This window comes from Cryobacterium sp., from assembly GCF_026786305.1.
Taxonomy (GTDB): Bacteria; Actinomycetota; Actinomycetes; order Actinomycetales; family Microbacteriaceae; genus Cryobacterium.
On the sequence record NZ_JAJAYI010000011.1, the window covers coordinates 26,841 to 52,219 of the forward strand.

23 protein-coding genes and 1 tRNA gene are annotated in these 25,379 nt (G+C 64.6%); 13 read left to right on the forward strand and 11 right to left on the reverse strand.

The features are described from left to right. Positions 1–325: 325 nt before the first annotated feature. From LH475_RS01120 to rplA, 5 genes are all read left to right on the forward strand, one after another. Positions 326–398: transfer RNA gene (locus LH475_RS01120), tRNA-Trp, on the forward strand. A 40-nt stretch (positions 399–438) separates the two neighbouring features. Continuing rightward, positions 439–711: a preprotein translocase subunit SecE gene (gene secE, locus LH475_RS01125; protein WP_196844219.1), complete on the forward strand. Its 273-nt coding sequence runs from the start codon at positions 439–441 to the stop codon at positions 709–711. 101 nt (positions 712–812) lie between these two features. Further along, the gene (nusG, locus tag LH475_RS01130) at positions 813–1,778 is read left to right on the forward strand and encodes a transcription termination/antitermination protein NusG (RefSeq protein ID WP_196844218.1); all 966 of its coding nucleotides are present in this window, start codon (positions 813–815) and stop codon (positions 1,776–1,778) included. 123 nt (positions 1,779–1,901) lie between these two features. Then, positions 1,902–2,333 carry a 50S ribosomal protein L11 gene (gene rplK, locus LH475_RS01135; protein WP_196844217.1) on the forward strand — a complete coding sequence of 144 codons (432 nt, stop codon included), beginning with the start codon at positions 1,902–1,904 and terminating at the stop codon, positions 2,331–2,333. A gap of 104 nt (positions 2,334–2,437) precedes the next feature. Then, a complete protein-coding gene (rplA, locus tag LH475_RS01140; RefSeq protein ID WP_196844216.1) occupies positions 2,438–3,127 on the forward strand; it encodes a 50S ribosomal protein L1 in 690 nt (229 codons plus the stop codon). Positions 3,128–3,191: 64 nt separating this feature from the next. On the opposite strand, the gene LH475_RS01145 is transcribed toward rplA, so the two are convergent. From LH475_RS01145 to LH475_RS01165, 5 genes are all read right to left on the reverse strand, one after another. Then, positions 3,192–4,694, reverse strand: coding sequence for an amino acid permease (locus LH475_RS01145; RefSeq protein ID WP_196844215.1), 1,503 nt, complete (start codon positions 4,692–4,694; stop codon positions 3,192–3,194). Between the two features lie 270 nt (positions 4,695–4,964). Then, on the reverse strand, positions 4,965–5,699 hold the full coding sequence (locus tag LH475_RS01150) for a hypothetical protein (RefSeq protein ID WP_196844214.1): 735 nt from the start codon (positions 5,697–5,699) through the stop codon (positions 4,965–4,967). Beyond that, positions 5,692–6,450, reverse strand: coding sequence for a GntR family transcriptional regulator (locus tag LH475_RS01155; RefSeq protein ID WP_297412666.1), 759 nt, complete (start codon positions 6,448–6,450; stop codon positions 5,692–5,694). The genes LH475_RS01150 and LH475_RS01155 overlap by 8 nt, the downstream gene beginning before the upstream one ends. Positions 6,451–6,484: 34 nt before the next feature. Continuing rightward, positions 6,485–7,348: an ATP-binding cassette domain-containing protein gene (locus tag LH475_RS01160; RefSeq protein ID WP_297412667.1), complete on the reverse strand. Its 864-nt coding sequence runs from the start codon at positions 7,346–7,348 to the stop codon at positions 6,485–6,487. A 346-nt stretch (positions 7,349–7,694) separates the two neighbouring features. Beyond that, on the reverse strand, positions 7,695–9,176 hold the full coding sequence (locus LH475_RS01165) for a helix-turn-helix transcriptional regulator (RefSeq protein ID WP_196844211.1): 1,482 nt from the start codon (positions 9,174–9,176) through the stop codon (positions 7,695–7,697). A gap of 263 nt (positions 9,177–9,439) precedes the next feature. Between LH475_RS01165 and aceB the strand changes: the two genes are divergently transcribed. Then, positions 9,440–11,128, forward strand: coding sequence for a malate synthase A (gene aceB, locus LH475_RS01170; RefSeq protein WP_297412668.1), 1,689 nt, complete (start codon positions 9,440–9,442; stop codon positions 11,126–11,128). Between the two features lie 120 nt (positions 11,129–11,248). Here aceB and LH475_RS01175 read toward each other — a convergent pair whose 3' ends face one another. Continuing rightward, the gene (locus LH475_RS01175; protein WP_297412669.1) at positions 11,249–12,643 is read right to left on the reverse strand and encodes a deoxyribodipyrimidine photo-lyase; all 1,395 of its coding nucleotides are present in this window, start codon (positions 12,641–12,643) and stop codon (positions 11,249–11,251) included. Between the two features lie 440 nt (positions 12,644–13,083). Here LH475_RS01175 and LH475_RS01180 point away from each other — a divergent pair, with 440 nt between their 5' ends. After that, a complete protein-coding gene (locus LH475_RS01180) occupies positions 13,084–13,299 on the forward strand; it encodes a hypothetical protein (RefSeq protein WP_297412670.1) in 216 nt (71 codons plus the stop codon). A 920-nt stretch (positions 13,300–14,219) separates the two neighbouring features. Here the strand turns inward: LH475_RS01180 and LH475_RS01185 are convergent. After that, positions 14,220–15,194 carry an NADP-dependent oxidoreductase gene (locus LH475_RS01185; protein WP_297412671.1) on the reverse strand — a complete coding sequence of 325 codons (975 nt, stop codon included), beginning with the start codon at positions 15,192–15,194 and terminating at the stop codon, positions 14,220–14,222. 292 nt (positions 15,195–15,486) lie between these two features. After that, positions 15,487–16,146: a YqaJ viral recombinase family protein gene (locus LH475_RS01190; protein WP_196844208.1), complete on the reverse strand. Its 660-nt coding sequence runs from the start codon at positions 16,144–16,146 to the stop codon at positions 15,487–15,489. 257 nt (positions 16,147–16,403) lie between these two features. Between LH475_RS01190 and LH475_RS01195 the strand changes: the two genes are divergently transcribed. The 3 genes from LH475_RS01195 to LH475_RS01205 all read left to right on the forward strand — a co-directional run bounded on the left by LH475_RS01195 (position 16,404) and on the right by LH475_RS01205 (position 18,877). Further along, positions 16,404–16,526 (forward strand): hypothetical protein, encoded by a 123-nt coding sequence (locus LH475_RS01195; RefSeq protein ID WP_297412672.1) that lies wholly within the window; start codon positions 16,404–16,406, stop codon positions 16,524–16,526. A gap of 72 nt (positions 16,527–16,598) precedes the next feature. Beyond that, complete coding sequence (locus tag LH475_RS01200) at positions 16,599–17,345, forward strand: response regulator transcription factor (RefSeq protein WP_196844206.1); 747 nt, start codon at positions 16,599–16,601, stop codon at positions 17,343–17,345. Continuing rightward, on the forward strand, positions 17,345–18,877 hold the full coding sequence (locus tag LH475_RS01205) for a HAMP domain-containing sensor histidine kinase (RefSeq protein ID WP_297412673.1): 1,533 nt from the start codon (positions 17,345–17,347) through the stop codon (positions 18,875–18,877). Before LH475_RS01200 ends, LH475_RS01205 begins: the two co-directional genes overlap by 1 nt. Positions 18,878–18,886: 9 nt before the next feature. Here the strand turns inward: LH475_RS01205 and LH475_RS01210 are convergent, their stop codons facing one another. Next, the gene (locus LH475_RS01210; RefSeq protein WP_196844205.1) at positions 18,887–19,348 is read right to left on the reverse strand and encodes a MarR family winged helix-turn-helix transcriptional regulator; all 462 of its coding nucleotides are present in this window, start codon (positions 19,346–19,348) and stop codon (positions 18,887–18,889) included. Further along, positions 19,341–21,104: an MDR family MFS transporter gene (locus LH475_RS01215; protein ID WP_297412674.1), complete on the reverse strand. Its 1,764-nt coding sequence runs from the start codon at positions 21,102–21,104 to the stop codon at positions 19,341–19,343. Before LH475_RS01215 ends, LH475_RS01210 begins: the two co-directional genes overlap by 8 nt. Before the next feature lie 337 nt (positions 21,105–21,441). Here LH475_RS01215 and rplJ point away from each other — a divergent pair, with 337 nt between their 5' ends. Further along, positions 21,442–21,957, forward strand: coding sequence for a 50S ribosomal protein L10 (rplJ, locus tag LH475_RS01220; RefSeq protein ID WP_196844204.1), 516 nt, complete (start codon positions 21,442–21,444; stop codon positions 21,955–21,957). Positions 21,958–22,013: 56 nt separating this feature from the next. After that, complete coding sequence (rplL, locus tag LH475_RS01225) at positions 22,014–22,397, forward strand: 50S ribosomal protein L7/L12 (RefSeq protein ID WP_104083139.1); 384 nt, start codon at positions 22,014–22,016, stop codon at positions 22,395–22,397. Positions 22,398–22,512: 115 nt separating this feature from the next. On the opposite strand, the gene LH475_RS01230 is transcribed toward rplL, so the two are convergent. Next, positions 22,513–23,577: a LacI family DNA-binding transcriptional regulator gene (locus LH475_RS01230; protein ID WP_196844203.1), complete on the reverse strand. Its 1,065-nt coding sequence runs from the start codon at positions 23,575–23,577 to the stop codon at positions 22,513–22,515. 321 nt (positions 23,578–23,898) lie between these two features. On the opposite strand from LH475_RS01230, the gene LH475_RS01235 reads away from it, so the two are divergent. Next, the gene (locus LH475_RS01235) at positions 23,899–25,218 is read left to right on the forward strand and encodes an ABC transporter substrate-binding protein (protein ID WP_196844202.1); all 1,320 of its coding nucleotides are present in this window, start codon (positions 23,899–23,901) and stop codon (positions 25,216–25,218) included. Positions 25,219–25,379: the final 161 nt, after the last annotated feature.

A 25,379-nucleotide genomic window follows, 5' to 3' on the forward strand; every position in this document is an offset into this window, starting at 1 on the left:
GCGGGGAAAGCCCGACCTGGCAGAGCGGTTGGCACGCGACCAATCGATGAAGACCCACGCATCTCGGAGGTATGCGCTAGAGCGTTCTGTGCCACTCTGCTTGTGCCACTCTGCTTGTGCCACTCTGCTTGTGCCACTCTGCTTGTGTCAGTCAGGCAGAGAGGTACGGGGCTCATTCAGAGGGCTGACTCGTCTCAGCTTTACAGTGGCCGGTACGTGACCTAGACTTGTTCACGGTAGTTAAATCTGCGATGTTTTTTTGCGCCTTTTTATCAGTGTTCTCTCTTGGTTGAAAGTGGTATCGGCATGGTGGGTTTGCTTCCATAGGGTGGTGGCTCAATTGGTAGAGCAGCGGTCTCCAAAACCGCAGGTTGCAGGTTCGAGTCCTGTCCGCCCTGCACATCGGTAGAAGTCTGCCGATCATGAGAGGTGTGACAGGTGGCCCGAAAAGTTGTCGACGAACCTAGTGAGGAAGTCGTCGCGAACGCACGAATGGCCCGCGAATCCAATCGCGGTCCTTTCGCTCGGTTGTCCCTGTTTATCAAGCAGGTTTTTGCCGAACTGCGCAAGGTCGTCACCCCGACTCGTAAAGAGCTGCTGAGCTATACCGGCGTCGTGCTCGTGTTCGTGATCATCATGATGGCCATCGTGTCGGCATTCGACTGGGTCTTCGGCCTCGCCGTCCTTTATGTGTTCGGAACGCCAGGTTAGAGCGCAGTACCGGCATCCGCTTTGGCGGAACGCCTGCATCACCGGCATGGAAGCACGCCCAGACAACTTGCACACGTAGACAAATTAGGGATTGAGATTTAGTGACTGAGACGAAGCACGACGATGTCGACTGGGCCACTGCCGCCGAGCAGTCCTCCGAGGAAGACGAGGCGCAGGAAGGCAACACCCTCGCCGCCGCCGAAGACTCCGTAGAGGCCGCCGAGCAGGCCGCCCTGCACGTCATCGACGAGAACGACGATGTTGAGGTCAACCTCGACGCCGCACTCGACGCCCTCGCCGAGTCCTCCGATCCCGAAGCTGACGCTGTTGTCGATGATGCCCTCGACATCGATTCGGCCGAAGAGGCCGACGCCTCCGTCGAAGCCGTTGAAGATGAAGACGAGCTCGGTACCGACGAGACCGCTGCTGCTGAAGCGGATGCCGACGTCGAGGTCGACCCCTATGAAACCTTCCGCAAGGAACTGCGCTTTCTGCCGGGCAAGTGGTATGTCATTCACTCCTACGCCGGCTTCGAGCGGCGCGTGAAGTCGAACATTGAGAACCGCAAGCAGTCGATGGCGATGGAAGACTTCATCTACCAGTGCGAAGTTCCCATGGAAGATGTCGTCGAGATCAAGAACGGCCAGCGCAAGATGGTCACCCGCGTGCGCATTCCCGGCTACGTGCTCGTGCGCATGGACCTCGACGAAGACAGCTGGTCGGTTGTTCGCCACACCCCCGGCGTGACCGGCTTCGTCGGCAACGCCCACAACCCGACGCCACTGCGTTTCGAAGAGGCCTTTGGCATGCTCAAGGGACTCGTTGAGATCGTCGAAGCCCCGACCAAGGCTGGCGGCGCTCCCGGAAAGTCGGCACAGCGCGTCATCGCTGCCGAGGTCGACTACGAAATCGGCGAGACCATCACGATCAAGGAAGGCTCGTTTGCGGGCCTGCCCGGCTCGATCAGCGAGATCAAGCCGGAGAGCGGCAAGCTCATCGTGCTCGTGTCCCTGTTCGAGCGTGAGACCCCGGTCGAGCTCAGCTTCGACCAGGTCACCAAGCTCTGACCAGTAGAATAAAGGCCCCGCAAGGGTCATCCACACTGGTTCTACCCAAACCACCGGGGCCCATCCGGGCCACCGGGAGAGCGGCCTCCGGGCTGCTCGCACATCAATACGAAGGACAACACAATGGCACCGAAGAAGAAGGTTACAGGTCTGATCAAGCTTCAGATCAAGGCCGGCGCAGCCAACCCCGCACCGCCCATCGGGCCGGCACTGGGTCAGCACGGCGTAAACATCATGGAATTCTGCAAGGCCTACAATGCAGCGACCGAAGCCCAGCGCGGCAACGTCATCCCCGTCGAGATCACCGTCTACGACGACCGTTCGTTCACGTTCATCCTGAAGACCCCACCCGCAGCGGAGCTCATCAAGAAGGCTGCCGGCGTCGCCAAGGGCAGCGGAACCCCGCACACCGTCAAGGTCGCCAACCTCACCCAGGCCCAGGTTCGCGAGATCGCCGAAACGAAGATGGTTGACCTCAACGCCAACGACGTCGACGCGGCTGCGAAGATCATCGCTGGAACCGCCCGCTCCATGGGCATCACGGTCAGCGCCTGAGCACACCCCGCTTCGGCGCCACACGGCGCCGCGCACCCTTAGCAATTGGTGGAAGAGCCTGCCAGGTTCGCACCACACTCTGAAGTACACACAGGAGATCTAACATGGCAACCAAGTCAAAGGCGTACCGCGCCTCCGCCGCGAAAATCGGCGAAGACAACGTCTTCACCCCCGCCGAGGCCGTGGCCCTGGCCAAGGAGACCGGCTCCGCGAAGTTCAACTCCACGGTTGAGGTCGCCCTCCGCCTCGGAGTCGACCCCCGCAAGGCCGACCAGATGGTTCGTGGAACCGTCATCCTCCCGCACGGCACCGGCCGGACCGCCCGCGTCATCGTCTTCGCGACCGGCCCCGCCGCCGAAGCCGCTATCGCAGCCGGCGCCGACGAGGTTGGTGGCGACGAGCTCATCGAGAAGGTCGCCGCTGGTTACACCTCGTTCGACTCCGCTGTCTCCACCCCCGAGCTCATGGGTAAGGTCGGTCGTCTCGGGAAGGTCCTCGGCCCGCGTGGCCTCATGCCCAACCCGAAGACCGGAACCGTGACGCCTGACGTTGCCAAGGCTGTGTCCGACATCAAGGGTGGAAAGATCGAGTTCCGCGTCGACAAGCACTCCAACGTGCACTTCGTCGTTGGCAAGGCTTCCTTCTCCGTCGAGCAGCTGGGCGAGAACATCTCCGCAGCACTCGAAGAGATCGTTCGCCTCAAGCCGAGCTCGTCCAAGGGCCGTTACATCACGAAGGGCGTCGTCTCGACCACCTTCGGTCCTGGCATCCCGCTCGATGTGAACAGCATCTAGGCATCCGCTCAAAAGAAGCAGGGCTCGTCTTCGGACGGGCCCTGCTTCTTTTGAGGGTGATGGGCTAACGGTCGGGGTGTGCTCGGAGTAGGGCGGCGACCTCGATCGCGTCACCCTCGGGAGCCAGCGACTTGCGGTCGGGCCTCGCAATGACCAGGTAGAGCAGTCCGCTACCCATGACGACGAAGAGGCCGATCAGTACGATGTAGTCGCTGAAGAATTCTCCGCTGGAGCCTGGCACGGCCAGCAGTACCATGGCGAAGATGCCATAGGCCAGGGCGAGCACGTTGACCACGAAGCCGGCACGGCCGAGGCTGAACGGGCCGGCGGGTTTCCAGCCCTTGATGCGCTGGCGCAGGGCGGCCAGCACCACGGACTGGAACGCCACATAGATTCCGATGACGGCGAACGAGGTGATCTGGGTTAGCACCTGGTCGCTGCCCACGTAGATGATTAGACAGAGCAGCACGGGAATCGAGCACGACACGATGAGTGCGTTGGTCGGCACGGCGGTGCGCGGCGACACCGTGGCCAGCCACGTGTGTCCCGGAACCATGCCGTCGCGAGCGAACGAGAACAGCAAGCGACTGGCCGCGGCCTGCAAGCTGAGCACGCACGACAAGAAGGCGGTGAGGGCGACGACGAGAAAGATCTTGGCGCCGACCGGGCCGAGCGCGGCGTCCAGAATGGCTGGGATCGGGTCCGTGTCGACTCCGTCGACGATGTCCTGCAGGTTCGGTGCGGCCATCACGTATCCGCCGAACGAGAGCAGGGCCGAGATTCCGCCCACAAAGATCGTCAGAATCATGGCGCGGGGTATGCCGCGGGCGGGGTTCTCCACTTCTTCGGCCACATCGCCGCAGGCTTCGAAGCCGTAAAACAGGAACAGCCCGGTCAATGCCGCCCCCAGGAAAGCAGTGGCGTAGCTGCCGTTGCCCTGAACGCCCATCGTGTTGAAGAACACGCTGAACTCCTGGTGGCGCTGAAAGATGAGCAGGTACAGTCCCACCGCCACCACACCGATGAGCTCGGCAGCGAGCCCGATTCTGGCCACCCGTGCGAGCGTCCTGGTGCCCGAGAAGTTGAGGGCGAACGCGACCACGAGAAACGCAATCGAGAGGCCCAGGGCGACTTCCTTGGTGGCCGGGGCGTTGATCAGGCTGGCTAGAAACACGGTGCCGAACTCGGCGACGGCGGTAATGGTGACGAGCATCGCCCAGATGTAGACCCAGGCCGCCATCCACGCGTACCGCTTGCCCCACAGGCGCCGCGTCCACGGGTAGATACCGCCCGCTATCGGGTACTGCGACACGACCTCACCGAACACGAGCGCCACCAGCAATTGCCCGGTGCCCACAATGAACAGCCAGAACAGTGACGGTGGCCCACCCGTGCTCATGGCGAGGGCGAACAGCGAGTACACACCGACGAGCGGCGACAGGTAGGTGAACCCGAGGGCAAAGGTGGCCCACAGCGACATGGACCGGTGGAACGAGTCGTCGTAGCCGAGCACCTTCAGGTGGTCGCCGTCACCGATACCCTTCTTGTTGGAAGCCTCAACGGACATGATGCCCTTTCAATCCGAAAGAAACGCCTCCCACCCGGCGGTACACGTCAATGTGTGAGCCCAACGTAGCGGATGCCGGCACCCAAAGCTATAGAACCGGATGATTACTTCCCAAAGCTTGTCCCGGTTGAATTAGCGGCGTCGGGCCTGATCGAAATCGTCAGCGTACCCCAGCAACAGAAGTGGTCTGCCCCCAGGTCCCAAAGGCCGCCTGAGGCAAGAGGGGAGGCCCTACCGCGTTGATACCGTCAACCATCCGGAATGCAGTCTTTATGTTTGGGACGGGTGGGCGGGGCTCGCGATCACCAGATCGACCCCCGGGCAGGCGGCCCGGTTGTAGCCGGTGAGCGGATGCCCCGGCCCGGCCAGCATGTCTCCCACGGGGCGCGTCGGGTCGGTCGACACCACGATCCGGCCGACGTCGTTGAGCAGCAGCATCGGCCCGTCGGCGGCGAGCAACAGCGGTAGCAGCACCTGTTCCAGGCGCTTGACCGCGACATCGGCTCCCACCACACCCACCATCGGCGCGTCCTCCCCGATGCGCACCGGCATGGTCAGGGTGAAAATATACTCGCAGGTGCAGAGGTGGTCCACGTAGGGCCCGGTGACGTGCGTCTGGTTGGTGGACTGCGGCACCTGGTCCCACTCCAGGGTGCGAAAATTGCGCACGTAGTCGGCATAGGCGCGGGTGGCGAGGTCGAGGCGTGTGGCGGAGCTGCTGCTGCCGAGCAACGGGTTGCCGCCCTGCGGGCCCAGCCACCAGGCGAAGTGGATGTCCCGGCCGCGCACATAGCCGGGTGCGGCGATGAATCCGGCGCCGACGAACAGCGGGCTCGAGTCGGTCAGGGCTGGACGTGCCAACCCTTCGACACGGGCATCGAGGTCGGCCGGCCGCACGGTGGGGTCGCCGCCGGCTAGGTCGTCGCGCCAACCATCGAGCTCGGCGAAGGCGCCCGCGAAGAACGCGCCCACCGCAGCAGCGCAATCGGTCATGGTCTCAGTCATCCCAGGCTCCGCCTCGTTCGATTCTGGCTTTCGCATTCATCAGCCATTCGGCAAGGTTGCGCACCTGCTCGGTTGAGAGCTGCCGCGCCGATGCCGCGTCGTTGGCACGCACAGCCCCGACGATGGCCCGGTTACTCTCCACGAGCGACAGCCGGGCGCGGGCATCGGTCATTCCGAGCAGCAGCAGTGGGCCGAACTCGGCTTGCAGCCGAATGAGCTCCCGCACGAGTCGGGCGGACTGGCTGAGCACGGCCAGCTCCAGATAGAAGCCGCCCGCGCTGGTGCGGGCGCCGGCGATCGTCGTAAAATCAGCATCGCGCAGCCACCGATCGAGGCGGTCGGAGTCGGGTGGGGAGGCGCGCACCGCGGCGCGTTGGGCGCACCCTTCCACGATGGTGGCGAAGTAGACGGCCATGTCGGAGAGGTCGACCTGGGCGAGACCGTGGAGCCGGGCCTGCACGAGGGTGCTGTGCGGGGCATCCGCTTTCATCACGAAACTGCCGCCGCCGCGCCCGCGCCGGGTTTCGACCAGGCCAGCATCGCGCAGCACAGCCAGTCCCTCGCGCACCGTGACCAGGGCCACGCCGAAGCGGCGGGCCAGGTCGGATTCGCTTGGCAGGCGTTCGTCAGGGGCGAGGACGCCGAGAATGATCGCATCGGTGAGGCGGGCAGTTACCTGCTCGGTGCGGCCGGCGTCGACGAGCTGCGCGAATATCGCGTCGCGGGCGCCCGGTCGGTTGTTCGCCTCCATGCGCCCAATCTACAAGGCCGGGCTGCCCAGCCGTTCATTCATTCTCTGCCGCGTACAGGAGCTCGAGGGTGTACGGATGCCGGGGTGAGCCGAAGAGGTCAGTGACCGAAGCATATTCCACAATCGCACCGGCTCGCACAACGGCGACCCGATGGCAGATCAGCGCCGCCACGCTGACTGAGCCGGTCACGATGATCATCGTCAGCTCGCGCTCGCGCTGCAACTGGCGCAGCAGATCGAGAATGTCGGAGCCGTCCGACGCATTCAGGTTGTCCGTCGGGTTGTCGGCCACGATCAGGTTCGCGTTCCCGGCGAGGGCAATGGCAATGTGCACCCGTCGCGCCAGCGTCGCCGATACGTCGCGCGGGTATGCGGTGAACGTGTGTTCGGGCTTGTCGACACCGACTTGGCGCAGCAACTCCAACGAACGCTCGTAGGCCGCCGGTTTCGACATGCCCAACGAGGAACGCAGCGCTGCCGACAGCTGTGTTCCCACGGTAACGGCCGGGTCAAGGCCGCCCAGTGGGGTTCTCGGCAGGTAGGCGACCTGGGCATCTCGCAACCGTGAGACCGAGCGTTGGGGTAGCCCAACGAGTTCGACGCCGTCGAAGAGAATCGATCCGGAACGAATTGTCGCCGGAGCGGGAAGCACGCCGGCGATGCACTGCGCGACTTCGAGCGCGCCGGAGTCGCCGTCGCCGACCAGCCCGATCACCTCACCACGCGTGATCGAGAGGGAGATCCCAGCAACCAGCTGTGGGGTGTCCGCGTGGGCGGCCGCCGTGACGTGCAGGCCCCGTACGTCGAGCAGCGTCGCTGAGCGAAACCAGTGTGACGGCATGGGCGCGGTCGACGTGGCGGCTGCGGACGGCTCGATCTGCTCGTGCGGCTCGGTCATCGAGGCTTCTGCCGAGGGGATTCCTGCGCGCACGGCGCGATTGATACGACGAAACACATCGCGAGCGTCATACATGGCCAGCCCGCATTTCGGTAGGTTGAGAGAGCGGCGACACGTGGGACGAGCCCGGCCGACAGTTTCTGGTGCGTGGTACCGCACAAGGGCAACCCGACCGGCGGCACTTTCGCGTGATATTTATATTAGCGAAAACTATTGCCTACAACGTACCGGTTTGTTTTTCGAGAGCGGATGCGATGATCACGCGACTCGTGCACGTCTCGTGCGCGTTCCGTGGACGTTGCTGAAACAGAACTGCACCACGAAATCAGCCGCAACGGTCGACGGGTCAGCGCGGCGAGTGGGCCTCGAGAAACTCGTACACCTCGGTCTGGTCGACGCCGGGAAAAGTGCCGGTGGGCAGCGCGGCGAGCAGACTCGTGGGGGTGCGCGCGGCCGGCCAGGACTGTCCGGCCCAGCGACCGGCGAGGTTGTCGGGCGCGCGGCGGCAACAGGATTCGTCGGGGCAGAGTGAGACGGCCCGGTTCGCGGTCTCCCTACCCCGAAACCATTTCACGTGCGCGAACGGCACACCCACGCTCACCGAATACTCGCCCTCCTTGGCCTTCTCGATGCGGGAAGTGCACCAGAAACTTCCGGCTGGCATGTCGGTGTACTGGTACCAGGCGCTGAAACGGTCCTCGACGTCGAATACGGTGCGGGCCGTCCAGCTGCGGCAGACCGTGGTGCCCTCCACCGCGCCGAGCGCGTCGCTGGGAAAACGCACATTGTCGTTTTCATACGCCTTGATGATCGTGCCGGACTCGTGCACCTTCATGAAGTGCACGGGGATGTCCAGCCGGGCCGTGGCGAGGTTGGTGAAGCGGTGCGCGGCCGTCTCGTACGAGACCGCGAACGCGTCGCGGAGGTCCTCCATCGAGATGCGTCGCAGGGTCTTCGCCTCGGTCAGCATGCGCACTGCGTCACGTTCCGGCAACAGAATTGCTGCGGTCAGATAATTGGTTTCCACGCGCTGGCGCAGAAATTCGGCGTAATTTTTGGGCTCCTCGTGCGCGCAGAGGTGGCTTGCGAATGCTTGCACGATCGGCGAGCGGGAATCCCGCGACGCCGATCGCTCGGTCGGCAGGTAGATGCGCCCGTTGCGTTTGTCGGTGACCGATCGGGTGGAGTGCGGCAAGTCGTTCACGTAGTGCAGCGAGAAACCCAGGTGGGTGGCCATGTCGGCGACGAGCTGTTGTGACACCGGGCCACCGGAGTGCCCGACCGCGGTGAGCAGTTCGAGGGCCTGCGCCTCCAACTCGGGAAAGTAGTTGTCTTGTTGGCGCATGATCTGGCGCAGGGCAGAATTTGCCCGGCGGGCCTCTTCCGGGGTGGCCGCGCGTTCCCGGTTGAGTCGGTCGATTTCGTTGTGCAGGCTCAGGATGGTCTGCAGGGTTTCGTCGCTCTGGCCCTTGCTCACCCGGATGCGGGGAAGGCCGAGGGCCTGAAACACCGGTCCGCGCTGGGCACGTTCAACCGAGATTTCCAGGGCGGCCCGCTCGGAGGGAGCATCCGTTCTCATCAGTTCCTCGACGGTGGTGCCGAGCGCGAGCGCGATCGTGCGCAGCATCGACAGGCGTGGTTCGCGTTTGCCGTTCTCCATCATCGATACCTGCGAGGGCGCGCGGTCGATTGCAGCGGCGAGGGCATCGAGGGTCATGCGCCGCGCGGTGCGCAGCTCCCGGATGCGACGCCCCAGAGTGAGTGCGTCGAGCTCGGGCTCATCGGCAGCGAGGGTGGACAGTGCGGCAAGGGCTTCAGCGGGAACCATAGGCTCAGTGTCACACGTTTGAAAAGTTTCCACAATCAGAAGAATGGGATTTATTCTGCTTCCGGATTGTGGTTTTGCCGGCACGGACCGGGCAGAGTAGAAGCACAGGCAAGCACCGACTGTCGAATGACGATCGTATCCACCCTCGCGCTCGTCGGCAGACCGAATGAGATCAGCTCTACCCCCTCCGCCTGAGATCGGGCGAACCGCTCCGTGCGGGTCACCCCCTGTCGGTACCATCAACTTTCGCAAGGAGCCAGACCATGAATACCCCGAATCCGACCATCGATCAGCCGGTCGCCTCCGTGCCGACCAACACCGAAACCGTGAAAGCGACCACCGGAAGCTTCGCCACCATTCGCCCGCACCTCGAGGTTACCGGACCGCTCGGCGATCGCTACGACGAGATCCTCACGCCCGACGCCCTCGAATTTCTCGCCGAACTGCACGAGCGTTTCGCCGGCACCCGGCACGACCTGCTCGCTGCCCGGCTGCAGACCCGAGTGGATGCCGCTAACGGTCGCGACCCCAAATTTCTCAGCGTTACCGAGAGCATCCGTCTCGATCCCACGTGGAGTGTTGCGGGAGCCGGACCGGGCCTGGAGGATCGCCGGGTGGAGATCACCGGTCCGACCGACCGCAAGATGGCCATCAACGCGCTCAACTCGAGCGCCAAGGTGTGGCTCGCCGACCAGGAAGACGCCACGAGCCCGACCTGGACCAACGTGATCGAGGGCCAGCTGACCCTGTTCGACCAGGTGCGCGGCCAGCTCAGCTTCACGAGCCCCGAGGGCAAGAAGTACGAGATCACGAACGAGTCGACGCCGACCATCGTGGTGCGTCCGCGCGGCTGGCACCTCGTCGAAAAGCACATCACGTTCATCGACCGCGCCAACCGCCGCATGAAGTCTTCGGGCAGCCTGATCGACTTCGGACTGTACTTCTTCCACAACGCGCAGAAGCTCATCGAAAACGGCACCGGCCCGTACTTCTACCTGGCCAAGCTCGAGAGCCATAAAGAGGCACGGCTGTGGAACGACATCTTTACCTACGCCGAAGAGCGTCTGGGCATCGAATACGGCACGATCCGTGCCACGGTACTGATCGAGACGATCCAGGCCGGCTTTGAGATGGAAGAAATTCTCTACGAACTGCGCGACCACTGCGCCGGCCTCAACGCGGGACGCTGGGACTACATCTTCAGCATCATCAAGACGTTCCGTGCCCGCGGCAGCCGTTTCGTTTTTCCCGACCGCAAGCAGATCACCATGACGGTGCCGTTCATGCGTGCCTACACGGAACTGCTCGTCGCCACCTGTCACCGTCGCGGAGCCTTCGCCATCGGCGGCATGAGCGCCTTCATCCCCAACCGCCGCGACCCGGCGGTCACCGAGCAGGCGCTCGCCCAGGTTGCGGCCGACAAAAGGCGTGAGGCCACCGACGGCTTCGACGGTTCCTGGGTCGCGCACCCCGACCTGATCCCGACCGCGCAGGCCGAGTTCGACAAGGTGCTCGGCGATCGGCCGAACCAACTCGAGCGCACCCGTCCCGAGGTGAGTGTGACCGCCGCCGAATTGCTCGACGTCGCTTCCGTCGGCGGTCAGATCACCGAGGCCGGCGTACGCGGCAACGTGCTCATCTCCCTGCGCTACATCGAGTCCTGGCTGCGCGGCGTGGGCGCGGCGGCGATCGACAACCTGATGGAGGACGCCGCCACCGCGGAGATCTCCCGTTCGCAGCTCTGGCAGTGGATCCACGAGAACTCGGTCACCGCGGAGGGACGCCGGATTGACTCCGACTGGGTCGAAGAGGTGCTCGACGAGGTCGTCGACGGCCTCGAACGCACGCCCACCGACCGCTTCGACGACGCCCTCACGGTACTGCGCACCTCGGCTCTCGAGCCAGAGTTCCCGACCTTCCTCACTGTCGGCGCGTACGCCCGCTTCTTCTAAATGGTCTGCTAGTTCCGCGAGAGCGGGCACACGGTTGTTTCCGCCCCGGCGTCATCACAGGGGCGATCCAACTGTTTGCCCGTTCTTTCGTGTCGGGTGTTCAGCGTCGGATGTTTAGTGTCAAACGGTCGTGTTTTTGACTCGTTCGTAGGCGGCCAGGGCGGCGCGGCGAGTCTCGCCCAGGTCCACGAGTCGCGCGGGGTAGGCATCCGTGCCGTACTCGGGTACGTTCTCGCGAATGTACTGCTCCTGGGGGTCGAACTTGGCAGCCTGCAGCTCGGGATTGAACACGCGAAAGTAGGGCGCAGCATCCGCCCCGCTGCCCGCGACCCACTGCCAGCCGAAGGGGTTGCTGGCCGGGTCGGCGTCGACGAGCGTGTCCCAGAACCAACGTTCACCCTCACGCCAGTCGATCAGCAGGTTCTTGATCAGAAACGATGCGGCGACCATGCGCACCCGATTGTGCATGCTGCCGGTGCGCCACAGCTCACGCATTCCAGCGTCGACGAGTGCGAAGCCGGTGCGCCCGTGTTGCCAGGCCTTGAGGGCCTGCGGGTCGAGCTCAGGCCAGGGGAACGCGTCGAAGGCCGGGCGCAGGTTCGCGGTGGCCAGATCGGGCGCGTGAAAGAGCACGTGGTAGGCGAACTCACGCCAGCCGAGTTCGGTGAGAAAGCGGATGCCGCTGGCCGCGGCCGATCCGGACGCCCCGCGTTGCACCTTCTGAGTGGCGTGCCAGACCTGGTACGGACTGATCTCGCCCCAGCGCAGGTGCGGAGACAGCCGTGACGTGACATTCCGGGCCGGTTCGTCGCGCCGGGAGGCGTAGTCGGCCAATGACGTGGCGAGAAAACGGTCGAGCGCTGCCTGCGCAGCGATTTCGCCGGGGGTCCAGTTCTCACGCAGACCGGCGGCCCGGTCCGGCGCGGTCGGGGAGAGCGCCCAGGTGTCGAGCTCGTCAGAATTGACAACGCCGTCCCAGGGCGCGATGGCGGTGGGCGCGGGCACGGGTGGCCGGGGCGGGGCGGCCGCCAGGCAGGATCGCCAGAACGGTGTGAACACCGAGTACGGGCCGCCCTGCCCGGTTTGGATGGTCCACGGTTCAAACAGGAGCGACCCGGCGAAGCTGTGTGCGTCGATTCCGCGAGCCTGCATTGCGGACTTGATGCGCGTGTCGACGGCACGCTCAGCGGCGCCGTACCGGCGATTCCAGACGACGGCGGCGGCATCCGTCTCATGGACCAGCTCGTCGATGACCCGGTCGGCGGGGCCGCGTCGCAGTACCAGCCGAGACCCGAGCAACTCAAGCGAGGTGGCGAGCGACCGCAGGCTCTGGTCGAGCCACCACCGTGCCGCAGCTCCGAGGGGGCGGATACCGGCAGATTCCTCGTCGAGCACGTACACCGCGACGATCGGCCGGTTCAGCTCGAGCGCCGCGTGCAGGGCGGGATGGTCGCCGAGACGCAGGTCGTCACGAAACCAGACGACGGCGGGCTGGTGGCCGGGCGGGTTGCTCATCGTGGTGCATCCGCTTTGAGGTGTGGTGATCTGGCGCTCATACGATTTCCCCTCGTTTCGGTCCAGTCTGGTGCACGCATTCAAATAGACCAATTCTGAAGTAGAAAGGTCGGTCTAGTTGTCAGGGTGATTTTGTTTGCGAATGTCAGAACAGGCTACTTGCTCTATTCATACCCGGTGTATCTGCGGATTCCGTCGCAAAACATGCACATGAGTGTCAAGTCTGGCAATTCGGCCGAAATGCAGCCGTGCCCTTTTCTGGGGGGCTTGCTGGGACAGACAAATCTGTCTGTACCAGCCGGCATTCGTAATGCGGATGGAGATGCAGCCCCTGCGAAGTTCTTATTTCAGAGCGCAGCCCGACCCACACAGATCTGCCAGCCGAAATACGGCCTGCGATGGACGACATCCAAAGACCGCTGTCTCGATAGGGACTTTTCATGAACAAGCTCATTGTTGGTGCAATCGCTGGTACTGCAGGCCTCACGCTTCTTCCGGGCGACGCCGGAACATTTGCGCTGTGGAATTCGGCCGCTGCCGTGACCGGCGGCCTGGGTATCTTCGTACCCCAAGGCACCGCTGGTGAATCGCTCGGTCTGCAAACCTGCAACTCGACGGCAGCGCTGCAACAATTCACACTGACGGCGCTTCACTGACGGCGCTTTCCTGACCGTGATTGGCTGGAAAACGGCCACGCGCCAGGGGGCGCCCGCCTTCGTCGTGGGTGCGGTGCTCGTAGTGTCCTTGGGCGGCCCCGGCCGGGGCCGCCCCGCAGGAAGTCCTCGTTTTCAGCACCCGAGACGACGCGATCGTCTCTGCCGCACACCAGCGCCGAGAACGCCGGCCTGGCTCTGCTGTGGGCGGGGCTGCTGGTTGGCGGTGGACTGTGGCTCGTGTCGACTGTGGCTCGTGTCGACCCGGCGCTCTCGCCTGCACCGACGGTCATGACGGCGTCGCTTGGCGCTGACCCGGCCACGCCGGAGGTGCCGACGGTCAAAAAAGTGTCTGTTGCACTACATCGGACTCGCGGTGAGCGCTGCCATCCTCCCGCTGGTTCTCCCGCTGGTTCTCGCGCTGGCCGCCATCGTGATTGGCGTCCCCAAGGTCACCGGAGCCATTCCACTGACCGTGTTGACAAGATCGATGAAGCCGCGCCGACCGCCGGGAACACTGAGTGTGGTGGGGCCGGTGAACCCCGATGTTCTCGTGATCGGAGACGTCGCCACCGGCCAAACACCCGGGCCAGCCCGGAGTGATCACTCACCGCATCGTCGCTGTCTTGTCGAACCTGATGGCACTCGGTCGTTTCAATTCCGAGGGGACAACAACACCAGGCCCGACGCCGATCTGGTTCTGCCCGCACAGATTCAGGGCAAGCCCGAGTCCTTGGTGACCTACCTCGGCTATCTCAACAACTTCGTGAACGGAGCGAACAAGGTCTGGATCATTCCGATCGCGCCGACTGCGTTGTTCGCTTACGCCACTTGCCTGTTCGTGAGCGGGCTCGCTGTTGCGGTTCGGAAGCGCAGGTTAGGCCGGGCACCGTGGCACCGGGCCGGTCGCTGGGTCCACGGGGCTAGCCAGCGACGCCCAGCACGATCTTGCCTCGGGTGTGGCCTTCTTCGAGCAGACGATGGGCGGCGGCGCCCTCGTCGAGTTCGAAGATCTGGTCGACGTGCACGCGGACCGCGCCCGAATTGACAAGTGTCGTGATCTGGTCGAGGGCACGCGCATCAGGCGCAACCTTGAAACCGGTCGCCCGGATGCCCGCGGCCGCGGCTTCCTCCTGCAGGGTCGGCCAGCTTCCGGTCGGCACGTTGACGAGCAGCCCGCCCGGGCACAGCACTCGGAGCGACCGGCTGCCGGTGTTGTCGTGCACGTTCCCGATCAGGTCCATCACGGAGTCGAGGCCCGACAGGACGTCTTCGAAGCGCTGCGTGGTGTAGTCGATGACCTCGTCGGCGCCCAGTTCGCGCAGAAAATCAAGGTTTGCCGGCGATCCCGTTGCGGTGACGTGCGCCCCGCGTGCGTGGGCGAACTGTACCGCGAGATGACCGACGCCGCCGCTGCCGGCGTGGATGAGCATCCGGTGGCCCGGTGTGACCTGGGCCAGGTCGACCATTCCCCACGCGGTGAGTGCGGCAACCGGCAGGGCGGCCGCTTCGTAGTGGCTGAGCTTGTTCGGTTTGCGCGCGACGCTCAGGCTCGACACTGTCACGTACTGCGCGTAGCTGCCGCCGGTGCGGGGAACGCGGGCCATGCCGTAGACATCGTCGCCCGGCTGCAGGGGGAAGGCCTCGTAGGGTGCGCGCACGACCACACCGCTGAAATCATTGCCCAGAATGGCCGGGTAGCTCTCGATGGCGGCCGAGACGCCCCTGCCCGCGCGCGTCTTGGCGTCGATCGGGTTGATGCCTGCAGCGACGACCCGCACAATAAGTTCGTCGAACAGCTGCAGGGGCAACGGAACCTGCTCAATGTGCAGCTCATCGGGTGCCCCGGTGCGGTTGATGACGAGGGCGCGCATGGTGCTCGGCAGTTCGAGAGTCATGACCCCATTCTGTCGCGTCCCTGATCCCAGCCAGACGCTGATTCGTGGCGTCTCGTGGCGTCTCGTGGCGTCTCGTGGCGTCGCGCGGTGTTTCTCGGTGTTTCCTGATGGCGAATTCAGCAAATTTGGCTGCAGCCTCGTGACGGCGGGGCGGATTTGAGCGACCGGTGCCCCTCTGCGCCCGGGAATCTCCGGAATTAGCCACGAGACTATCGCCGAAGCCGAAGCCGAAGCCGAAGCCGAAGCCGAAGCCGAAGCCGAAGCCGAAGCCGAAGGAGCGGGTAGCGGATACCTAACGCTGGTTTTTGCGATTGAGCAGGTCGATCAGATCGTTTGCGAAACCGATCAGGATGGCGATCTGATCTTCGTCGCGCTCGATCCACCGAAACTGGGGAACCGGGTCGACCGGCACGAAATCGAGGTGCTGCTCCCAGACCAACAGGGTCCGGTCGGCGCCGAGCACGTACTGCTGCCACCAGACCTGTCGCAGGTAGTTGCGTGGGATGCTGCGCCACGCCTTGCTTGTGGTCTTGATCTCGGCCAGATGCAGCTCGCCATTGGCGGCGACGCCCACACCGTCGGGTGTCGCTAAGTGCCGGTCGTGCGTTGCCGAACGGTACAGGTTGGTGCTCGGCTCGATGCCATAGTTTTGAAGAACCCAGGCCGCGATGACCGGTTCTCGCGCGCGTCCGTGGTCGGTGAAACTGTTGCCGGTGAAGCTCGTGCCGTGCATCTTGTCGTGCGCGGCGTTGGCGACCGATTTGGCGGTCGCGAGCTTGGCGACATCCGTTGCAGTGATGCCCTGTTTGCGGGCCCGATGCCACGCCACCTGATCGGTCGAATCGGCGACGACGCGCAGCGTATGCGGTGCCTGTGCCGGCGGGAGAACGGATGCCGCGGGGTACGCCGAGTGCTGGTCCAAGTCGAAGAGGGACAGCGTGGAATTCGGCATCTCTCTATTGTGTGCCCGCGCGACCGGTCGGCGGGCCACCGCCACGCGTGCTGCAGGCGTGCGCGGCCCAATGACGCTGGGAATCGTTATCGCGAAGAGACCTGGGTTCGCCAGCCTGAGAGAACGGCCATCCATGGGGAAAGTCATGTCGCGTCTCGCACACTCCGCTCGCGCAGCTCGTCGCCGACGTCGACTGCCAGGCACCCAACCTCCACTACGGGAACGCCGCTCAGCTCGGCGCTCCGCTTCGAACGGATGTGACCACCACGCACCCCGACACCCCGATCACGGTCGAACTCGACGGCTGCCAGCCAGTGTTCCTGCCCGGCAGTCACGCGCTCGTGCCGGCGCCGGCGCTCCTGGCCGCGCTGGTCGCCTGACGCTGGCCGGCCACAGCAGCCCGAGGGCATTCTCATAGCGCGTTCATAGACAACTACCGGATACTCACCAGAATGAGCACACGTGCGAGCACCCAAACCGGCCACGGCCCGCGACTGACCAAAGCCGATGGCAGCGCAATCCGGGTGTTGGTCGTCGACGACGAACCCACCCTCACCGATCTGCTCTCCATGGCCCTGCGCTACGAAGGCTGGGAGGTGCGCACCGCCGGCGAGGGCCGTCAGGCGCTCACCATCGCCCGCGAATTCCGGCCCGACGCCATCGTGCTCGATATTATGTTGCCCGACATCAACGGCCTCCAGGTGCTGCAGCGGGTGCGCGCCGACGGCTACGAGACTCCCGTGCTCTTTCTCACCGCCAAGGACTCGCTCGAAGACCGCATCGCGGGGCTCACCGCCGGCGGCGACGACTACGTCACCAAACCGTTCAGCCTCGAAGAGGTCGTCGCCCGGCTGCGCGGCCTCATTCGCCGCTCCACCCTCGCCGTGGCCGACTCGACCGACCCGCGCATCACCGTCGGCGATCTCACCCTCGACGAAGACAGCTACGAGGTCTTTCGCGACGGCGCAGCCATCGAACTGACCGCGACCGAGTTCGAACTGCTGCGCTTTCTCATGCGCAACCCGCGCCGGGTGCTCAGCAAGGCCCAGATTCTCGACCGGGTCTGGAGCTACGACTTCGGCGGCAAGTCAAGTGTCGTCGAGATCTACATCTCGTACCTGCGCAAGAAGATCGATGCCGGCCGGGAGCCGATGATCCACACGGTGCGCGGCGCCGGGTACATGCTGAAAACTGCCTGATGGCAGGACGTTCACCGCATCGGATGCGGCGCCGCCGCGGCCGTCCGCGCTCGCCGTGGACCCTGCAGCGGCGTCTCGTGCTCACCGTCGTCGGGCTGCTCGCCCTCGTGAGCGTCACGATCGGCGTGGTGAGCGTGGTCATTTTGAGCGCCTCCCTGGTTGACCGCCTCGACGAGCAACTCGCCTCGGCCGTCGACCGATCCGGTGCCGTGCTGGGCGGCGGCGGCGGCGACAACGATGGCGACCGCCCCGGCGACAGCCCCGGCAGTACCTACTTTGGTGCTGCGACGGCCGACAGCATCCTCAGCGGCCCCGCCCAGCCGCCGGGGCTGCTCGCCCTCGTCTATGACGGGTCAAGCATCACGACCGGCTACACCGACGACCAGAGCGGGGCGATCGAAGAACTCTCGGCCCAGCAGATGCAGCAGCTCGCCGATCACGTCAACCAGTCGGCTGCGGTCACGGTGGACCTTGGCGGTGAGCTCGGCGAGTACCGGGTGCAGGCCGAAACCTCCCGCACCGGTACCCTCTACCTGGTCGGGCTGCCACTGTCGGGCGTCGCGGCCACAGCCGCCCAGCTCGCCCTGATCATCACCTTCGTCTCGCTCGCCGGGCTTATCGTGGTCGCCATCATCGCGGCCTGGGTGGTGCGGCTCGCCCTGCGCCCGCTGCAACGCGTGACCGCGACCGCCACCCGCGTCGCGCAACTGCCACTCGACCGCGGCGAGGTCTCGCTCGACGATCGGGTTCCGGCCGACGATACCGATCCGCGCACCGAGGTGGGCCGGGTCGGCGCCGCGCTGAACCGCATGCTCGACCACGTCGACCTCGCCCTGGAGTCCCGGCAAGCCAGCGAGCGCAAGGTGCGCCAGTTCGTCGCCGACGCGAGCCACGAATTGCGCACCCCGCTCGCCTCCATTCGTGGCTATTCCGAACTCACCCGGCGCAGCGGCCAAGGGCTGCCGCCCGACGCGATGCACGCCCTCGGCCGCATCGAATCCGAGTCGGTGCGCATGACCGGCCTGGTTGAAGACCTGCTGCTGCTCGCCCGCCTCGACGAGGGCCGCGAACTCGAAATGGAACCCGTCGACCTCACCATGTTGCTCGTCGACGCCGTCAGCGACGCTCATGCGGCCGGACGTGATCATGTCTGGAACCTCGAACTGCCCGACGAACCGATCGAGGCAATCGGCGACGAACCGCGCCTTCGCCAGGTCCTTACGAACCTGCTCGCCAACGCGCGGGTGCACACGGATGCCGGCAGCACCGTGGTCGTTCACCTTTCCGCCGTCGGCGACCGGGCCGTCGTGACGGTCACCGACAACGGTCCGGGCATTCCCGCAGACCTCCGGAGCACCCTGTTCGAACGGTTCGCGCGGGGCGACAGCTCGCGTTTTCGCGGAACCGGCAGCACGGGCCTCGGCCTCGCGATCGTGGCCGCGGTCGTCGCCGCGCACCACGGCGAGGTCACGGTCGACAGTGAACCCGGTCGCACGCACTTTCGCGTGGCGCTGCCGCTCGCCGCGCCGTAGACGCACTGGCTAGTCGGGCTCGTTGAGTCGTTCCAGCAGGGTGGCGAACTGGTCGAGTTCGGCGGCCGTCCACCGGCCGAGCCGCCGGTGTACGAGGGCCGTGCGATTGCGGCGAACCTCGGCGAGCTTCTCTTGGGCGAGCGGCGTCAGGGCGAGAAACCGAGCGCGCCCGTCGCTCGGATCGACCCGGGTCTCCACGAGTCCGAGCGCGCAGAGCAGCTTGGCCTGGCGGCTGATCATGCTGCGATCCACCGCGAGGACATCGGCGACAACGCTCGCATGCGATTCGCCTCGTCGCGCCAGCACGCGGAGCAGCGCGAGTCCGAACGGCTCGAGCGTGGGGTCGATCCCGGCCGCGGTCGATCGGGTGCTGGCCCGAATTTTCGCCGCGAGCATGGCCATCTGGGCCTCGACGCGGGTGAGCTCGGGGCTGTCTTCATCCACCAGGGGCGGCGGGGCGGTCTCACTCATTGCGCTCGGTCCGGGTCGATGGGGCTTGTTGGCTGGAGGGTCGGACTCTGCGAATTGACTGCGTTTTCTGGGCCAGTCCCACCGGCTGCGGGCCAGCGGATGCCGCGCTCACGTCGATCAGAATATCCTCCACGTCTTCGGCCTCCCGTTGAAATGCCGACTCCGACGTTGATTCCGACTCGACGGCCGCAAAGCGGGCCCGATCGATGCCGGTCTCCGTGCCGAGCGGATGATTCGGCAGGAGCGACACTGTGAGCAGGGTCACGAGGGCCAGCGGTGCGCTGATCAGAAAGATCGTGCCGACTCCGGAACCGTAGGCCGTTTCCACGATGATGCGCAGCACGTCGGGCAGAAGAGTGACCTGCGGAATGACGCCGTCGCCGAGCAGCCGGCCGGCATCCGCTTGATGGGTCGGGCTGAGGTGGCCGACGCTGTTCGTGATCTGCGTCGCGACGACACTTCCGAGTATCGACCCCATCACCGAGACGCCGATCGCACCACCCAGGCTGCGGAAGAAGGTCACCGAGCTCGTGGCCACGCCGAGGTGCCTCACCTCAATGGTGTTCTGCACGACCAGAACGAGGTTCTGCATGACCATGCCCACGCCGGCGCCGAGAATGAACATGTACACGCCGACGAAGACGAGGCTCGTGTGTACATCGAGGGTGCCGAGCAGGGTCGTGCCGACGAGCATGAGCACCGAACCGGACACCATGATCGACTTCCAGGTTCCGCGCCGACTGATCACGGTGCCGAACAGAGTTGACGAGATCAGCAAGCCGCCCATCATCGGGATGGTGAGCAGGCCTGACTGGGTGGGCGTGGCGCCACGGGCGAGTTGCATGTACTGGCTGAGAAAGACCGAGGTGCCGAACAACGAGACGCCGACCGCGAGGCTCGCGACGGTCGCGAGGCTGAAGGTGCGGTTGCGAAACAGGCTGAGTGGAATGATCGGCTCCGGGGCACGAAACTCGACGATGACCGCCGCGATGAGCACAACGACGGCGCCGATCACCATGGCGAACGAGGTCAGCGACAGCCACTCGAACTGCGAACCGGCCAGGGTCACCCAGATCAGCAGCAGCGAGACGCCACTCGTGATGAGCGCGGCGCCGAGGTAATCAATGCTCACGACCCGCTTCACCCGGAGCGGCAGGTGCAGAGTGCGCTGCAGCAGCACGATCGCGACGATCGCCACGGGGAGGGCGATGAAGAAATTCCAGCGCCAGCCGAAGGTGTCCGTCACGACGCCGCCGAGCAGCGGGCCGCCGATGGTGCCGAGGGCCATGACCGCGCCAAACAGGCCGGCGTACCGGCCGCGCTCCCGGGGGCTGATGATGTCGGCCATGATGATCTGGCTCAGGGCCACGAGACCGCCGGCGCCGAGGCCCTGCAGCACCCGGAACGCGATGAGCGTGCCCGCATCCTGCGACAAGCCGGCGAGTGCACTGCCGATTACGAACACGGCGAGGGCCAGCTGAATGAGCAGCTTGCGATTGAACAGGTCGGCGAACTTGCCCCAGATCGGCGTGCTGACCGTCGTGGCCAGCAGCGTCGCCGTGACAACCCAGGTGTAGGCGGACTGCGAGCCCTTGAGATCACTGAGAATGAGCGGTAGCGACGTGCTCACGACGGTGTTGGCCAGAATCGACACGAACATGCCCAGCAGCAGGCCCGACAGGGCTTCGAGTACGTGCCGATGCGTCATCGAGCCCGCGGTGACCGGTTCTCGAACTGTGCGGCTGGCGCGGCTCATGCGACTCCTCAGTGATTGACAGCTATCAACGATAATCGAGTAGTTGATGAATGTCAACCACCTTGAGCTGCCGATGAGCTGATGCCGCCGCCCTGCGATTTGCACGCGTCTGAAACCTGCCGTACAGTTACTCTCAGCCACAGACCGCCGGTTGCTGCGCCATGTCGAAAGACACACGTGCAGACGAAGGTTCATTCACGTGAACGGCCCGCGCAGGTGTTCGAAGTTCAGTTACAGTCTTTTTGGATTGTTCCCCAAGCTCCGGCGCCCTGCGCTGGAGCTTTTTTCATGTCTGCGCCCCGGGCTACCCGGCACATGATTATTAATGAGGAGCACCATGGCGAACAAGGAAGCAACGGTCGCCGAGCTTGCGGAGAAATTCGAAAGCTCGACCGCCGTTCTGCTCACCGAGTACCGCGGTCTCACTGTTGCGCAGCTCAAGAGCCTGCGCAAGTCCATCAGTGAGGACGCCACGTACGCCGTGGTAAAGAACACGCTCACCAAGATTGCGGCCAACAAGGCCGGCATCACCTCGTTCGACGAGGAACTTGTCGGTCCGTCCGCTATCGCCTTCGTGCACGGAGACCCCGTCGCCGTCGCGAAGACCCTGCGTGCCTTTACCAAGGCAAACCCTCTCCTGGTGGTAAAGGGCGGTTACTTTGACGGTAACCCGCTCACCGCAGCGGAGGTTGGCAAACTTGCCGACCTCGAGTCCCGCGAGGTGCTGCTGGCCAAGCTGGCCGGCGCCTTCAAGGCATCGCTGTTCGGAGCCGCTTATCTCTTTCAGGCACCGCTGTCGAAGGCTGTTCGCACCATCGACGCGCTGCGTGAGAAGCAGGAGTCCGCGAACTAGGCACCTGCCTGGTCCCCGCGGTTCACGAATTTTTAAGAAACTAGAAGGAGTACATCATGGCAAAGCTTTCCACTGAAGACCTGCTCGAGCAGTTCAAGGGCCTGACCCTCATCGAGCTCTCCGAGTTCGTCAAGGCGTTCGAGGAGACCTTCGAGGTCACCGCTGCCGCTCCCGTGGCCGCTGCCGGAGCCGCTGGCCCCGCCGCCGCTGTTGAAGAGGTTGAAGAGCAGACCGCGTTCGACGTCATCCTTGACGCCGTTGGCGACAAGAAGATCCAGGTCATCAAGGTCGTGCGCGAGCTCACCAGCCTGGGCCTCGGCGAGGCCAAGGCCGTTGTCGATGGCGCGCCGAAGGCCGTCCTCGAGGGCGTTGCCAAGGACGCTGCCGACAAGGCCAAGGCTTCCCTCGAAGAGGCCGGCGCCACCGTTACCCTCAAGTAGTCTGAGCCCCGCGAGGGGCTCTGATTGAGGCGTAGCCGGTCGGCTCCTGAGCCGACCGTGTGCGCAAGGGGCGTCGTTTCCGCAGGGAATCGGCGCCCCTTTTCTTGTTGACTGGTTAAGACGAGCGACCCCGCGGGGCGCTCGTGGACGACCGAATGATCAGGGTGGTCGGCAGGACCAGCGAACCCGCTCGGCTCTCCGGGCCACCCACCTCGGAACGCGTGCTCGCGCGGAAACTCGTTTCGCCACGGGCTGCAAGTTCGGCGAGGAGGGTGCGCACGGCGCGTTCTCCCTGCGCCCGCGGGTGCTGCGCCAGGGTGGTGAGACGAAACATCTCGGCGTGCGGATGACCGTCGATGCCAATCACGCTGAGCTCTGTGGGAACACTGATCCCCAATTCTCTCGCGGCCAGAATCAGCCCGAAGGCAATCTCATCGCTCGCGGCGAAGATGGCCGTGGGTCGCCGCCGCGGGTCTCCGAGCACGGCCAGGCCGCGGGCATAACCGCCGGGCATCGTGAATTCGCAGGCGTAGAAGCGTCCACTCACCGGGACGCCGACGGCCAGCATCGCATTGTGAAACCCCCGCAGGCGATTGCTGTGCACCTGAAAATCCATTTCGTCCGCCTGGCTGCCGCCCACGTGCACGATGTCGTGGTGCCCCAGGCTGAGCAGGTGCTCGGTCGCCAGCCGGGCCGCGGCTACGTCATCGATCTCGATCGTCGGAACGCCCCGGATCGGCCCGCCGATGCCGACCAGCGGGCGGCCGAGCCGGTGCAGGTGGTCGACTTCCTGTTCGCTCAGGGCGACGCCGACAGAGATGATGCCGTCGAATCGCTTGCGCGCCAAAAAGAAGTCGAAGACCCGGTCGCGTTCGGGGGACTCCGGCGGCAAGTTGTAGAGGGTCATGTCGTAACCCTGCGCGAGCAGTGCCCGTTCCAGGCTTTCGAGCACCTCGCCGAAGAACCACCGGCTGATGAAGGGGATGATCACGCCAACACTTTGGGTGCGTCCGGTCACCAGACTCGCCGCATTGGGTGAAGCGACGTAGCCAATTTCGCGTGCAGCCGCGACGACCTTTTCGCGAGTCTCGGCCGAGACGTAGCCCCGGCCGCTGAGCGCCCGACTGGCGGTGGCCTTTGCCACGCCGGCAAGACGCGCGACATCGCCGATAGCACTCATACGGCCTCCGTCCTTGGGGTCTATGCGTTCACATTAGCGTGCTCTCGCCCCGTATGGAATCGGTTCCAGTGATGCCCTTGATTTTCCGTCCAGTTCTTCACTAAAATTTGGTATCCGGCGGCAACGCTGTCGATATCTTTGCCATTTCGTTATGTTTGCGCACTTGCTATCCCCAAAAGGGTGACGTAATTTATGGTCTGGAACCGGTTCCCGAATTCCAGCCGAACGCAGGCAGTGTCCAGCGCTCAACCGTCCTGATCAATCCGGCACGACTCAATCCGGCACGACTCGATCCGGCAACACTCAATGAGGAGATACAAGATGCGGACTTCCCTGCACCGTCGAATTACAGCACCCATCGCGATGGCGGCGATTGCTGGTCTGGCCCTGGCCGGTTGCTCCGGCGGCCCCGGGTCAACCACGAATGACGCCGGAGCGGAGGGCGACGGCGTCGTCACCGTCTACAGCACCATCGCAGACTTCGAAGCGGAACAGCTCGAAAAGTCCTGGGCTGACTGGGAGAAAGAAAACAACATCGACATTCAGTACGAATCGTCGAAGGAGTTCGAGTCTCAGATCTCCATTCGTGCTCAGGGTGGCAATCCCCCCGACATCGGCATCTTTCCCCAGCCTGGCCTGTTGGCCGACCTGGCCAGCCGCAAGTTTATCAAGCCGGCCCCGGCGGCCGTTGAAGCGAACGTTGACGAATACTGGTCGGAGGACTGGAAGGCGTACGGAACCGTGGACGACGTCTTCTACGGCGCTCCGTTCAAAGCCAACCTCAAGGGCTTCATCTGGTTCTCGCCCGCCAAGTTCAAGGAATGGGGCGTCGAGGTACCCACGACCTGGGACGAACTCCTCACCGTGACCAAGACCATTCAGGAGAAGACCGGTGCGGCGCCGTGGTGTGCCGGATTCGGTTCCGGGGATGCCACCGGGTGGCCGGGAACGGACTGGGTCGAAGACCTCGTGCTGCGTCAGGCCGGCCCGGACGTCTACGACCAGTGGGTGGCCAATGAGGTTCCGTTCACCGATCCTGCCATCGCCGAAGCCTTTGACTCGGTCGGTGAGATCCTGCTCAACCCGGACTACGTGAACGCCGGCTTCGGTGACGTCAAATCGATCAACAGCGTCCCGTTCGGTGACGTGGCTGCGCCCATCGTCGCCGGTACCTGCGCTCTGACCCACCAGGCATCCTTCTTCGACGGGTTCCTCGGCGACGCCGGCGGCAAGGTCGGCCCGGACTCGGACATCTGGGCGTTCATGACGCCGTCGATCGAAGCCGGTGGCCAGGCCGTTGTCGGTGGTGGCGAGATCGTGGGTGCCTTCGCCGATGACGCGGACACCCAGGCCGTGCAGGAATACCTCTCCACCCCGGAGTGGGCCAACAGTCTCGTGTCGATCGGTGGCGGTATCAGCGCCAACTCGGGTGTCGACCCCGACCTCGTCGACAGCCCGATCCTCGCGGAATCGATCAGGATTTTGCAGGATCCCGACACCACGTTCCGCTTTGACGCCTCCGACCTGATGCCGGGTGCGGTAGGTTCCGGAACGTTCTTCAAGGGCATCGTCAGCTGGATCAACGGAACTCCCACCTCCGAGGTGCTGACCAGCATCGAAGCAGGCTGGCCGTCAAGCTAGATCAGCACCACAGGCATGACCGGGTGTGCCCCCCCCCGCTAGACACCGGCGGCCCACCGAGCCCAACAGGTGAGCGGTATAGACACCTTTTTTTTTGTTAGCGGGCCCCCCTGGGGGGCCACAGTGGTACTCCAAAAGAATAAGGTGTGCGCGGTAGTGTC